Annotated in this window: 13 protein-coding genes; 3 read left to right on the forward strand and 10 right to left on the reverse strand. The window is 71.6% G+C overall.

What is annotated here, in order from left to right; genetic code table 11:
* Positions 1-32: 32 nt before the first annotated feature.
* Positions 33-2,561 carry an ABC transporter permease gene (locus tag ACIRR9_RS48390; protein ID WP_403766086.1) on the forward strand — a complete coding sequence of 843 codons (2,529 nt, stop codon included), beginning with the start codon at positions 33-35 and terminating at the stop codon, positions 2,559-2,561.
* Between the two features lie 26 nt (positions 2,562-2,587).
* On the opposite strand, the gene ACIRR9_RS48395 is transcribed toward ACIRR9_RS48390, so the two are convergent.
* Positions 2,588-2,977: a VOC family protein gene (locus ACIRR9_RS48395; RefSeq protein WP_365345865.1), complete on the reverse strand. Its 390-nt coding sequence runs from the start codon at positions 2,975-2,977 to the stop codon at positions 2,588-2,590.
* 96 nt (positions 2,978-3,073) lie between these two features.
* On the opposite strand from ACIRR9_RS48395, the gene ACIRR9_RS48400 reads away from it, so the two are divergent.
* Positions 3,074-3,862, forward strand: coding sequence for a TetR/AcrR family transcriptional regulator (locus ACIRR9_RS48400; protein ID WP_403766090.1), 789 nt, complete (start codon positions 3,074-3,076; stop codon positions 3,860-3,862).
* 28 nt (positions 3,863-3,890) lie between these two features.
* On the opposite strand, the gene ACIRR9_RS48405 is transcribed toward ACIRR9_RS48400, so the two are convergent.
* From ACIRR9_RS48405 to ACIRR9_RS48425, 5 genes are all read right to left on the reverse strand, one after another.
* Positions 3,891-4,316 (reverse strand): rhodanese-like domain-containing protein, encoded by a 426-nt coding sequence (locus ACIRR9_RS48405; RefSeq protein ID WP_403766093.1) that lies wholly within the window; start codon positions 4,314-4,316, stop codon positions 3,891-3,893.
* Entirely contained in the window at positions 4,313-4,864 is a 552-nt protein-coding gene (locus ACIRR9_RS48410) for a cysteine dioxygenase (protein ID WP_365345871.1), read from the reverse strand. Before ACIRR9_RS48410 ends, ACIRR9_RS48405 begins: the two co-directional genes overlap by 4 nt.
* Positions 4,865-4,930: 66 nt before the next feature.
* A complete protein-coding gene (locus ACIRR9_RS48415; RefSeq protein WP_350779852.1) occupies positions 4,931-5,017 on the reverse strand; it encodes a putative leader peptide in 87 nt (28 codons plus the stop codon).
* Positions 5,018-5,080: 63 nt separating this feature from the next.
* Positions 5,081-6,697 carry an FAD-dependent monooxygenase gene (locus ACIRR9_RS48420; RefSeq protein ID WP_403766205.1) on the reverse strand — a complete coding sequence of 539 codons (1,617 nt, stop codon included), beginning with the start codon at positions 6,695-6,697 and terminating at the stop codon, positions 5,081-5,083.
* Between the two features lie 345 nt (positions 6,698-7,042).
* Positions 7,043-7,747 carry a TetR/AcrR family transcriptional regulator gene (locus tag ACIRR9_RS48425; protein ID WP_403766096.1) on the reverse strand — a complete coding sequence of 235 codons (705 nt, stop codon included), beginning with the start codon at positions 7,745-7,747 and terminating at the stop codon, positions 7,043-7,045.
* A gap of 53 nt (positions 7,748-7,800) precedes the next feature.
* Between ACIRR9_RS48425 and ACIRR9_RS48430 the strand changes: the two genes are divergently transcribed.
* Entirely contained in the window at positions 7,801-8,925 is a 1,125-nt protein-coding gene (locus tag ACIRR9_RS48430) for an FAD-dependent oxidoreductase (protein ID WP_403766099.1), read from the forward strand.
* A gap of 158 nt (positions 8,926-9,083) precedes the next feature.
* Here ACIRR9_RS48430 and ACIRR9_RS48435 read toward each other — a convergent pair whose 3' ends face one another.
* The 4 genes from ACIRR9_RS48435 to ACIRR9_RS48450 form a co-directional block, all read right to left on the reverse strand.
* Complete coding sequence (locus ACIRR9_RS48435) at positions 9,084-9,980, reverse strand: amino acid ABC transporter permease (RefSeq protein ID WP_403766102.1); 897 nt, start codon at positions 9,978-9,980, stop codon at positions 9,084-9,086.
* A complete protein-coding gene (locus tag ACIRR9_RS48440) occupies positions 9,977-10,624 on the reverse strand; it encodes an amino acid ABC transporter permease (protein WP_123973623.1) in 648 nt (215 codons plus the stop codon). The genes ACIRR9_RS48435 and ACIRR9_RS48440 overlap by 4 nt, the downstream gene beginning before the upstream one ends.
* A gap of 114 nt (positions 10,625-10,738) precedes the next feature.
* Positions 10,739-11,656: a glutamate ABC transporter substrate-binding protein gene (locus tag ACIRR9_RS48445; RefSeq protein ID WP_403766105.1), complete on the reverse strand. Its 918-nt coding sequence runs from the start codon at positions 11,654-11,656 to the stop codon at positions 10,739-10,741.
* An 88-nt stretch (positions 11,657-11,744) separates the two neighbouring features.
* Positions 11,745-12,521: an amino acid ABC transporter ATP-binding protein gene (locus ACIRR9_RS48450; RefSeq protein WP_403766108.1), complete on the reverse strand. Its 777-nt coding sequence runs from the start codon at positions 12,519-12,521 to the stop codon at positions 11,745-11,747.
* Between the last annotated feature and the right edge of the window lie 299 nt (positions 12,522-12,820).

Genomic DNA, 12,820 nt, shown 5'->3' on the forward strand with positions numbered 1-12,820 from the left:
CGCGCACCCTCGCGTGGACGACCGTGTACGCCATGATGCTGCGTTACGCCCTCAAGACCGTCCGCGCCCGCAAGGCCGGGTTCCTCGGGGCCTTTCTGGCCCTGCTGTGCGCGGCCGCGCTGATCTCCGCCTGCGGCACCCTCCTCGACACCGGCCTGCGCGGCACGATCCGCACCGAGCGCTACGCGGCGACCCCCGTCGTGGTCTCCGCCGACCAGTACGTCCGCCGGACCACCGTCAAGCACAAGCACGGCAAGACCAAGGTCAAGCGCAAGGCGAAACCCATCGCCGAGCGCGCCTGGCTGCCGGCCGACCTGGAAACCGGACTCGCCCGCACCCCCGGTGTCGCCCGGGTCGTGCCCGAGCTGACCTTCCTCGCCCAGCCGTTGACCCCGGCCGGCACCGGCGGCCGTACCGCCTACGGGCACGCCTGGGAGTCCGCCGCGCTCACCCCGTACCGGCTGGTTTCCGGCACCGCCCCGAAGGCCGCCACCGACCTGGTCGTCGACCGCGACCTCGCCGCCCGCGCCCACCTGCGGCCCGGCGCCACCCTCACCGTGCAGTCGACGCAGGCCCCACGCGCCTACCGGATCACCGGCATCGCCGCCCCGGCCACGGACGTGCGCCAGCAGACGTCCCTCTTCTTCTCCGCCGCCGAGGCCCGCAGGCTGGCCGCGCACCCCGGGCAGGTCACCGCGTTCGGCGTGCTGCCCGCCCACGGCACCGACCCGGACCGGCTGAAGCAGGCCCTGACGCGGGCACTGCGCGGCACCACCGCCGAGGTCTCCACCGGGGACGCTCGCGGCCCCGTCGAGTTCCTGGACGCGGCCGCCGCCAGGGTCCGGCTGGTCAGCATGGGCGGTGCCATGGGCGGGACCTCGCTGCTCGTGGCGATCCTGGTGGTCGTCGGCACCTTCGCGCTCACCGTCCAGCAACGGCACCGCGAACTCGCCCTGCTGCGAGCCATCGCCGCCACCCCCGAACAGATCCGCCGACTGCTCGGCCGCGAGGCGCTGATCGTCGGCGCCGCCGCCGGCACGGCAGGCGCACTCCTCGGGCTTCCGCTCGGCGCTTGGCTGCACACCAGGTTCGTCGCCCTGGGCGCCGTACCCGCCACGCTTCAGCACACCACCGGCGTCTTCCCGCCGTTCGCCGCGTTCGCCGCGACACTGGCCGGTGCCTGGGCCGCCGCCCGTATCGCCTCTCGGCGCATCATCCGGATCCGGCCGACCGAGGCGCTGGCCGAGTCCCGTGTCGAGCCCGCCCGGCCCGCCCGGGGACGGATCGCCGCCGGTCTGCTGCTGCTCGCCGGTGGGGTCGTACTCGTCGTCCTGCTCACCTCCCTGCGTACCGAACCCGCGTCGACTCCCGTCACCTTCCTCGCCGTCGTGGTCCTCTCCACCTCCGTCGCCCTGCTCGGCCCGCTACTGGTCAGGGCCGCCGCACTGCTGCTCGCCGGCCCGCTGCGGCTCACCGGTCACGGTGGCCGGCTCGCCACCGCCAACCTGCGTGGCAACGCCGCCCGGATGGCCTCCGTCGTCACCCCCCTCACCCTGCTCATCGGTATGACCTGCACCGTGCTGTTCGTCCAGTCGACCCTCGGTGACGCCGCTCGCGCCCAGGCCCGCGCCGGGGTCACCGCCGACTGGGTGGTGGCCGCCCAGGGACCCGGTGTACCGGCCGCAGCGGCACGGCAGCTGCGCACGCGCCATGACGCCGTCACCGAAGTGGTTCGCACCACCGTCCGCATCGGGCTCGACAAGTACGCGGCGCAGGGCGTCACCCCCGAGGGCCTCAGCCGCACCTGGGACCCCGAGGTGACCGCCGGCTCCCTCGGCCGGCTCACCGACCGCACCGTCGCCGTCAGCCGACTGACCGCCGATCAGCACCACTTGGCGCCCGGCAGCACCCTGAAACTCACCCTCGGCGACGGCACGCCCGCCACGCTCACCGTCGCCGCCGTCTACGCCCGGGGTCTCGGCTTCGGCGACCTCACCTTCGCCCACGACCTCGTCGCGCACCACGTGGACAACCCGCTCGCCTCCTCCGTCCTCGTCAGCACAGCCCGTACACAAGCACAACTCGCGACTACCCTCCGTGAGTTCCCGGGGCTCCGGATTCTTTCGCCGGCCGCCGCCGACTCCCTCCAGGCCGACCGGCAGCAGGCCAACGCCGAGGTCAACTACCTGGCCATGGGGCTGGTCCTGGCCTTCACCGCCATCGCCGTCGTCAACACGCTCGCCATGTCGGTCGCCGCACGGATCCGGGAGTTCGCCCTGCTCAGGCTGGCCGGGGCCACCCGTCGCCAGGTGCTGCGGATGCTGCGTACCGAGGTGCTGTCGGTGCTGACGCTGGCCACGGCCCTCGGCAGCGGCATCTCGCTCGCCGTCCTGACCGCGTTCAGCGTCGGTATGACGGGCCGGGCCGCGCCGACGGTCACGCCGTTGCTGTACGTGACCGTCGTCGCGACCGCCGCACTGCTCGCGCTGGTGGCTGCTGCGCTTCCCGGGCGGGTGGCGCTGCGGGTGCCGGCGGTGACGGTGGCGACGGCGAAGGACTAGCCGGCCGGTCCCGGAGGCGGGTCGGCTCAGTGGCCGCCGGACGCGTTCCAGTCGACGAGCTGGACGATGACGCCGTTGGGGTCGGTGACCTGGAAGGCGCGCTCGCCCCAGGGCTCCTCGCGCAGCGGCATCGTGATCGTGACTCCCTCGGCGGTCAGGCGGGCCAGTTCGGCTTCGAGGTTGTCGACGACGAAGGCGAGGATCACCCCGTCGGCGTGGTCCTCGCGCTGGTCCTCGGGGAGCGAGGCCAGCCCGCGCCGCAGATAGACGACGTTCATCCCGGCGTCGTCGCGGGTCAGCGACGCGAAACCGTCGGCGGCCAGCTCCTCGCGGAATCCGAAGTGCTCGGTGAGGAAGGCGCTGGACGCCATGACGTCGTCGACGTTCAGGGACACGGCGGAAGCGGTGATCGACAAGGAGGCTCCTCTGGTCCGGGCGAATTACTCTGTACGCAGTACACTATACAACGTACAGAGTAATTGGCGGGGAGCGTGGTAGGGGAGGATGTTCGGATGCCTCTCGACCGAAGCGGTGCCGGTGATCCGGCCCGCTCCCTGGAACTGCTCTGGCGTGTCCCTGCCACCGCACCGCGACGCGGTCCGCGGCAGCGGCTGGACATCGACACGGTCGTTGCCGTCGCCGTAGGGCTGGCCGATACCGAGGGCCTGGACGCGGTCACCATGCGCCGTGTCGCGCAGCAGCTGGGGGTGGTCCCGATGACGCTCTACACCTATGTGCCGGGCAAGGCCGAGCTGCTGGATCTCATGCTGGACACCGCCTATGTGCAGATGCCCCGGTCCGACACCGCCGGCCGGCCGTGGCGGGTCCGGCTGGCCGCGGTGGCCGAGGAGAACAGGGCGCTGTTCGAGGCGCACCCATGGGCCGCGACGGTCTCCACCGGCCGTCCGCCGCTCGGGCCGGGGATGATGGCCAAGTACGAGCACGAACTGTCGGCGCTGGACGGACTCGGGCTGGACGACGTCGAGATGGACGCCGCGCTGACCTTCCTGCTCACCTTCGTGCAGGCCAACGCCCGCTCGGCGGCGGAGGCGCGCGCCGCCCGGCAGGACAGCGCGCTGGACGACGAGCAGTGGTGGGCGGCCAACGCCCCGCTGCTCGAAAGGGTTCTGGACCCGCGCGCCTACCCCGTCGCCGCCCGGGTCGGCACGGCGGCGGGCACCGCGCAGGGTGCGGCCTACAGCCCCCGGCATGCCTGGGAGTTCGGGCTCGCCCGGGTGCTCGACGGGCTCGCCGCTCTCGTCGACGGCCGCGGGAACTCGACCGGGACCGGCGCGTCGTAGAGGACGACAACCAGTCGCTCATGGGCGACTACGGCGTGACCGGCAGCCCCGCCGCCTTCCACGCCTGGAAGCCGCCGATCAGATCCGTCGCCCGGCGCAGCCCCAGCTGGTGCAGGGAGGCGGCGGCCAGGCTGGAGGCGTAGCCCTCGTTGCATATGACGACGACCTGGAGGTCGTGGCCGGTGGCCTCGGGGGTCTTGTGGCTGCCCTGCGGGTCGAGGCGCCACTCCAGTTCGTTCCGCTCTATGACGAGGGCGCCGGGGATCACGCCGTCCCGTTCGCGCAGCGCCGCGTACCGGATGTCGACGAGGAGGGCTTCGCCGGCCTGCGCGGCGCCGTACGCCTCGTGCGCCCCGATGCGCCGGTAGGCCGCGCGAACCCGCTCCAGCAACTCGTCGATTCCTACCGGCTGTTGCTCCACCGGCTGTTGCTCCGCCCGCTCCGCGCCGCTCACTGCCAGTCCTCCGGGCGCTCGACCTGCTCCAGGCGCAGCACCGGTCCGCTGCGGCTGTAGCGGCGGATCCGGGGCAGCGGCGGGTAGTAGGCGTGGACGGAGATCGCGTGGTGCTCGGTGGACTCGTTGAGCACTTCGTGGACGTGGTCGCGGCCGAAGGAGCGGCCCTTTCCGGCGGGCAGCCGGCGCTCGCGGTCGACGCCCTCGGAGAGCTCCAGCGTCCTCCAGCCGTCGGTGGGCAGCCGGGTGGCCAGCGAGTTCTCCTTCAGCTCACCGGCGGCGGTCAGGAAGGCGCCGACCGACTCGGCGTGGTCGTGCCAGCCGGTGCCGGTGCCGGGCGGCCAGCCGATCAGCCAGGCCTCGCTGCCGCCGGGGCCGTCGAGCCGTACCCAGGTGCGGCCCTCGGGGTCGAGCGGGAGCGAGGCGATCAGCTCGGCGTCGGCGGCCGTACGCCGGACGAAGTCGAGGAGGTCCGCCTGGGTGGGCGCGGCGCCGGGCGCGGAGGCGGAGGGAGAAACGGACGAGGAGAGAGAGGCAGACACGTGCACCGTTCCTGATGAGGGTTCGCAGAAGCGGGCGCAGACGGCGCCCGGAGAGAAGAGGTGAATGCGAAGTCAGCAGGACGGAAGACACACGCAGCCCGCATAGCGGACGAGGTCCACATGGACCTTCCGCCACAGGCGCACAGTGGTGTCGTTCACGATGCGGAGTACACCACGCCGGTCGAGGCCGGTCAACTCACCGTCAGCATGTGGACCGCTCGGTCACCGCGCGGTGGAACCGGCCTCCGCCTCCGCCTCCGTCTTCTCCGTGTCCTTGCCGCCCAGGGTCGCCTCGGCCGCCGCGTACAGATCGGCGGGCCGGACCCCGTTGAGCGCCGTGACCAGATGGCCGTCGGGGCGCACCAGCAGCACCGAGTGCGCCGGGGCGCCCGGGTAGGCCTCGGCGACCAGCAGTTCGGCGGGGTGCGGCAGCGCGGCTACGGCGGCCGCCAGCCGGGGCATGATCCCGGCGGAGACCCAGTGCTTGCGGTCCCACACGCCGGTACCCGGCGCGATCAGTACGACGAGCAGCGCGCCGCGGCCGAGCCGGGAGCGCAGCTGCACGAAGGTGCCGTCCTCCGCGGTGACCCGGACATCGGTGACCGGCGACCCCGGCGGGGTGTCGACCGCGACCTCGTGCTCCAGGTGCCGGGGTGCGAGCGGCGAGTCGGCGTACGCCCCCGGCGCGCCGAGCGGGCCGTGCCCCAGATGGCCGTCGGTGAGAAGCGCGTCGTGCCCCCGGGACGTGCCGGGGACGAACCCGCGCAGCCCGCCACCGCCGCGCAGTACCGGCAGCACCTGGTCGGCGGCGCGCAGCCGGGCGGCGACCACCGCGCGCCGCTCGGTCTGGTAGCTGTCCAGCAGAGCCTCGTGCGGGCCGTGGTGCCAGGCCGGGGCCAGCTTCCAGGCGAGGTTGTCCACGTCCCGCAGGCCCTCGTCCAGCCCGTGTGTCCCGATCGCGCCGAGCAGGTGCGCGGCGTCGCCGGCGACGAACACCCGGCCCACCCGCCACCGGCGGGCGAGGCGGTGGTGCACCGTGTGCACACCGGTGTCGAGCAGGTCGTACGGCGGTGTGGTGCCGTCCGTCCAGCCCGCGAGGGTCTCGCGGATCCGGGTGACCAGCAGCTCGGGCGTGACCAGGTCCTTGCCGGGCGGCAGCAGCCAGTCCAGGCGCCACACGCCGTCCGGGAGGGGGCGGGCGGTCACCTCCCCGGCCGAGGGCCCGGACATCCGCCACGGCGGTGTCCGATGGAGCAACGCCTGACCGGGCCACGGAAGTTCCGCGCGCAGCGCGGCGACCGCCTGCCGCTCCACCGCCGTACGGCCCGGGAAACGGATGTCCAGGAGCTTGCGGACGGTCGAGCGCGGGCCGTCGCAGCCCACCAGGTAGCTGCCGCGCCACCAGGTGCCCTTGGGGCCGCGGGTGTGCGCGGTGACGCCCGAGCGCTCCTGCTCGATGGTGTCCAGGCGGCTGTCCGTGGCCACCTTGACCAGCGGTTCGTCGGCGATCGCGGCGCGCAGGGCGTTCGTCAGCACGTGCTGTGCGATGTGCAGCGGGGACGGCTCGGCCGCCTCGTCGAAGACGACCTCGCGGATCACCTGCCGACGGCGCATCGACCGCCAGCCGGTCCAGCGGGTGCCCAGGTCGTCCAGCGGGGCCCCGCTCAACCGGGTCAGCAGGGCGGCGGTGTCCTCGCGCAGCACGACGGTGCGGGCCGGGCGCGGCTCGTCCTTGCCCGGGCCCTCGTCCAGGACGACGGACGGCACCTCCTGGCGGGCCAGCGCCAGGGCGAGCGTGAGCCCGACGGGCCCCGCTCCGACGACGATCACCGGGTCCACGGCGCGGCGCCCCCTGCCCGTACGCAAGTCCCGACGGAGATAGGTGAACAGGTTGTTGGAGCAGGGTGCACGATCACAGAACGTATGCAACAGACTGGGCGCCACCCGGTCAAGCGGCGCACCCGGGGACACGTCAGCATGGCGGGCGCGCGGCGGCTGGGACGGCAGGGAGCGCGGAGCGGCGGGAGCCGGTTCGGCGGGGCCGCCGCGCCGGCCTGCCGGGCGATCCGGGCGGCGTGGATCCGGCCGGCCGCACCCGGTTTCACGCACGGCGTGCGGACGTGGCTCCTGCCGGTGTCCGGCATGAGGTGGGCGTCAGGCCGGCGGGCGGGTGAGTCTGGCGGCTCAGGCCGGCGGTCGGGTGAGTCTGGCGGCCACGGCGTCGAGGACCCAGTCCAGGCCGGTCGTGAAGGATGTCTCGGCGTCCACGTCCGTGCCGTCGTACACGGCCTTGGCCAGCGCCGGGAAGCGGCCCGTGGCCAGCATTCTCGTCACATACGGGCCGGAGGCGCGCTGCCGGTCGCGCTCGGACAGGCCCGTGGTGCGCTCGGCCCGCACGTTCGCGATCTCGCGTCTGATCGCGCCGGTGACGTAGGCGCCGACGGTCTCGGCGGCGCGCATGACGGTGTCGACGTCGGCGAGGCCGTCGAGGGCGGCCAGCTTGGCCTCGGTCACGGCGAGGCCGTTCGGGCCCAGGGACGGGCGGCCGCCGAGCAGGTCGGCCAGCCATTCGTGACGGAGGACGGCCTGCCTGGTGCGGTGGGCGAGGACGCGCAGCGCCGCCCGCCAGTCATCCGGCTGGTCGCCCGACTGCTCCTCGGGGAGGATCTCGCCCTGGACCACGTCCACCATGAGGTCGAACAGCTCCTCCTTGGTGGAGATGTATCCGTACAGCCGCATCGGGCCGACGTTCAGCCGGGCGCCGACCTTGCGCAACGACACCGCCTCCAGCCCGCCTTCGTCGGCCAGCGCGACGGCGGCGGCGACGATCCGGTCCCGGTCGAGCGGCACGGGGCGAATCGGCGGCTCCGGCCGGTCCCACACAGTCATGGTCACATCGTACTGTTGCGATGCATCGTACTGAGAAAATACAGTGTATCGACATGAGACATCGCATCGCAGTGGTCGGCGGCGGCCCGGCCGGTCTGACCTTCGCCCGTGTCCTGCACCGCCACGGTTACCCCGTCGCCATCCTCGAACGCGATCCCGGCCCCGGCGCCCGCCCCCCGGGCGGCACGCTGGACCTGCACGAAGGGCTGGGCCAGCGCGCGCTGGACAAGGCAGGGCTGCTGGCGGAATTCCAGGCGCTGTCCCGTCCCGAGGGACAGGCCATGCGCATCCTGGACACGGACGGGACCGTCCTGCGCGACTGGCACCCCCGTCCCGACGACCGGGCCAATCCCGAGATCGACCGCGGACAACTCCGTGACCTGCTGCTCGGCCCGCTCGACGTCCGCTGGGGGCAGGGCGTGACGCGGGTGGTGCCGGGGGCCAGGGACGGCGTCCTCGTCCATTTCGACGACGGGCGACAGGAGACGTTCGACCTCGTGGTCGGCGCGGACGGCGCCTGGTCCCGGATCCGCCCGGCCGTCTCGCCGGTGACGCCGCACTACACCGGTGTCACCACGGTCGAGACCTCCCTGGACGACGTCGACACCCGCCACCCCGACCTCGCCCGGTTGATCGGCGACGGCTCAGTGGCCGTCTACGGCGTGAACCGAAAGCTCGTCGCCCAACGCAACAGCGGCGGTCACGCCAAGGTGTACGCCCAGTTCCGCGCACCGCTGGACTGGCACTCGGACCTGGGCCTGGACCTGGCCGACGCCGAGGCCGTGCGAGCGAGCCTGCTGGCCCTCTTCGACGGCTGGGCCGCGCCCGTCCTCGACCTTCTCCAGCAGGGCACCGCTTTCGTCCACCGCCCCCTCTACGTCCTGCCGGTGTCCCATACCTGGACCCATGTCCCCGGGGTGACGCTCCTGGGCGACGCCGCCCATCTGATGCCGCCCTTGGGGGCGGGCGCGAACCTCGCGATGCTGGAAGGCGCCGAACTCGCCGAGTCCATCGCCACCGGCTCCGGAGATCTGGACGACACCGTCCGCGCGTTCGAGGAACAGATGTGGGCGCGGGCCGGCCGGTGGGCGAAGATCACGACCGCCGGTCTGGAACGCCTGGTGAGCCCGGACCCCGCCGCGGCCCTCGCCGTCTTCGACCAGGTCCAGCCGTCCTGACCGCCGAGCCACGGCTGCACTCCGGCCCCTGCTCACGCCCCAGGGCGGCACGCGGGCCGACGTCACCCGGCGTCGCGACAGGGCAGGGGCGGGCGGCAGAACGATGCCACCCGCCCCTGCCCGCTACGGCTTCACCGGCTTCGCGGACCGGGTCACGATCAACTGGCCCCGGCGGCGCCGTCGAGCACCACCGGGGGCTCGGCCGCCGCCACGGCGACGCCGGTCTTCGCGCGCCGTCCCCGCCGCTCGATCCACGTCGCGAGGGACGAGAGGGCGAGGCACATGGCGATGTAGATGGCGCCGACGACGATGACGACCGCCGTGAACGGGTTGTCCCCGTTGACGATGATGTTGGAGGCCATCGTCCGCGCCGCGAACAGGAGTTCCGTGTACGTGATGACATAGCCGAGCGAGGTGTCCTTCAGGGTGACCACCAGCTGGCTGATCATCGTGGGCAGCATGGAGCGCACCGCCTGCGGCAGCAACAGTGTCGTCATCACCTGGTACTTGCGCAGGCCGAGGGCGTACGCGGCCTCCACCTGCCCCCGGGGTACGGCGTTGATGCCCGCGCGCAACACCTCGGCCTGCACGGATCCGTTGTAGAAGGTCAGCCCGACGACCAGGCCCCAGAACGCGGCGTTGTCCCCGACGACGCCCAGATCGTCCTTGTAGCTGAGGAACAGCACCCACAGGGCGTAGATGGTGATGAGCAGCGGCACGGCGCGGAAGAGCTCGATGAACCCGGTCGCGAACCAGCGGACCGGCCGGTGCTCCGACAGCCGTCCCACGGCGAGCAGCAGCCCGAGTACCAGGGACAGCGCGCCGGCCGCCGCGAACACCTTCAGCGTGGTCAGCACACCGTCGCGGATGTTGGTGCGTACGCCCGCGTTGTTGAAGATGTTCCAGATCTTCGGATCCAGCTGGCCCTTCGCGTCGAGCCGGTACACCACGAAGGCGAGCAGCGCGGCCAGTGCCAGCGAGCCGGCCACGGTGTACAGGCGGTTGCGCAGGCGGGCCTTGGGGCCCGGTGTGTCGTACAGAACGCTCGAACTCATCGCGCGACCCCCAGTCGACGCTCCAGCAGCTGGAACAGACCGCTGATCGAGAAGGTGATGACGAGGTAGCCCAGTGCCACCCACAGGAAGATCCAGGCGATGGCGTAGCCCTGGTCGCTCAACGTCTTCTGCCAGCCGAACAGTTCGGTGACGCTGAACGCGCCGGCGATCGCCGAGTTCTTCGTCAGCGCGATGAAGATCGAGCTCAGCGGCGCGACCACGGTGCGGGTCGCCTGCGGCAGCACGATCAGCCGCAGGGTCTGCGAGAACGTCATGCCGAGCGAACGCGCGGCCTCCGCCTGCCCCAGCGGGACCGTGGTGATGCCCGACCGCACCGCCTCGCAGACGAAGGCCGAGGTGTAGAAGCTCAGGGCCAGCAGGGCCTTCGTCCACGGGCTCATGCCCGGAGCGAAGATGACCGGGACGACGAACCAGGCTATGAGGAAGAGCAGCGTCAGAGGCGTGTTGCGGAACAACGTGACCCACGCGGTGCCGAACGCCCGCAGCGGAGGCACGGGGGAGACCCGGAACCCGGCGATGACGACACCCAGCACCATCGCGAGGAGCCCGCTGGCCAGCGTCAGCAGTACGGTGCCGACGAACCCCTCGCGGAAGTCGGCGAAATGGTCGAGCAATACATTCACGGGGAGGTCCTCGTGGTGGTGTGCGGGCACGGAAGACCGCGTCCGGGGCGATACGCCGCCGCGGCGTCGCGGGCGATGCCGGCGACGCCGCGGCGACGGCGTCTCAGCGGCGCGTCAGTAGCGGTTGACGGCCGGCGGCTCCTGGTACGCGGAGCCGGACAGGCCGAGCGTCGCGTCGTACGCCTTCTTGTAGTCGCCGTTCTTCTCGTGCTTCTCCAGCGCGTCGTTCACGGCGTCGCGCAGCGCCTTGTCGTCCTTGTTCATGCCCACGCCGTACGGCTCCTGCGTGAACGGCTTGCCGATCACCTTGAGCTTCGTGGGGCGCTGCGCCGCGTACCCCTTGAGGATCGCGTCGTCGGTGGTGACGGCGTCGACCTCGTTGTTGAGCAACTGCTGGACACACTCGGAGTACTTCGACAGCTCCACGGTCTTCGCGCCGTACTTGGGCTTCTTGATCTCCTGCAGCGGGGTCGAGCCCTTGATGGAGCAGACCGTCTTGCCCTTCAGGGAATCGGGACCGGTGATGCCCTGCTCGTCCTTGCGCACGAGCAGATCCGCGCCGGCCAGGAAGTACGGTCCGGCGAAGCCGACCTGCTTCTTGCGCTCGTCGTTGATCGTGTACGTGCCCACGTACAGGTCGACCTCGCCCTTGGAGATGGTGGTCTCACGGACGTTGGAGTCGACGGTCTTGAACTCGATCTGCTCCGGCTTGAATCCCAGGTCGGCGGCGACCATCTTGGCGATCTCGATGTCGAAGCCGGACCGCTTGCCGGTCGTGTCCTCGAAGCCCAGGTACGGCTGGTCGTTCTTGGCGCCGATGACCAGCTTGCCGCCCTGCTGGGCCTTCTTCAGCGTGGCGGAGTCGATCTTCACCCCGGTGGCGACGGTGTACGTCGGCAGCTTCGGCGCGTTCGCGCCGGTCGCCGTGTCGCCGGCCTGGTCGCCGGCGTTCCCGGACTCACCGCCGCAGGCCGTCAGGGACAGTGCGAGGGCGGCGAGGAGCGCCGCGGAGGCGGACGTACGAGTCTTCATGAACGGATTTCCTTCGGATCGGTGAGTTCGGCGGCACGGGGTTCCGGGCACACGCGGGCCCGGGAACCGGCAAGGCGGTGCGGCGGTGTCAGTGGTGCAGGATCTTCGACAGGAAGTCCTTGGCCCGGTCGCTGCGCGGACTGCTGAAGAACTGGTCCGGCGCGGCCTGTTCGACGATCCGGCCGTCGGCCATGAAGACCACCCGGTTCGCGGCCGAGCGGGCGAACCCCATCTCATGGGTGACGACGATCATCGTCATGCCGTCCCTGGCCAGCTGCTGCATGACCTCCAGGACCTCGTTGATCATCTCGGGGTCCAGCGCCGACGTCGGCTCGTCGAAGAGCATGACCTTCGGGTCCATCGCCAGCGCCCGGGCGATCGCGACCCGCTGCTGCTGGCCGCCGGAGAGCTGCGCGGGGTACTTGTCGGCCTGGGCGCCCACGCCGACCCGGTCCAGCAGGGCGCGGGCCTTCTCCTCGGCCTGCTTCTTGTCCGCCTTGCGGACCTTGATCTGACCGAGCATCACGTTCTCGAGCACGGTCTTGTGCGCGAAGAGGTTGAACGACTGGAAGACCATGCCGACGTCGGCGCGCAGCCGGGCCAGCTCCTTGCCCTCCTGGGGCAGCGGCCTGCCGTCGATCGAGATCGTTCCGGAGTCGATGGTCTCCAGACGGTTGACGGTGCGGCACAGAGTGGACTTGCCGGACCCGGAGGGTCCGATCACCACGACGACCTCACCGCGGGCGATCGTCAGGTCGATGTCCTGGAGCACGTGCAACGCGCCGAAGTGCTTGTTGACGCTCTTCAGGACGACCAGTTCGCCGGTCGCGGCCGTGTTCTCCTCGGCCACCGATACTTCGGTCATCGCTTTCGGGCTCCGTCCTCCTCGGTTTCGGAGGAATGTAGTGAGAGCGGATGACCAGCGTCATTACATCTGAGGGAGATCTGAGCATCACGATCCGATTGCGTCCGGACACGTGTTGTAGCGTCGGTGAGGGGCCCGCGTATCGGCCCCGTAACGGAACCGGCGCGGCGCCGGAACCCTCTTGACGCCGTCGACGTCCATCAGCGTGACTGCCTTGATGCACGCGCGCGTGCGCGTTTTCTACAATGCGCGGGTTTTCCACTGGCAAGCCGACGGCGAACCAGGACCGTACGACCGCT

The sequence above is a fragment of the Streptomyces sp. NPDC101234 genome (assembly GCF_044767525.1).
Classification (GTDB): Bacteria; Actinomycetota; Actinomycetes; order Streptomycetales; family Streptomycetaceae; genus Streptomyces; species Streptomyces sasae.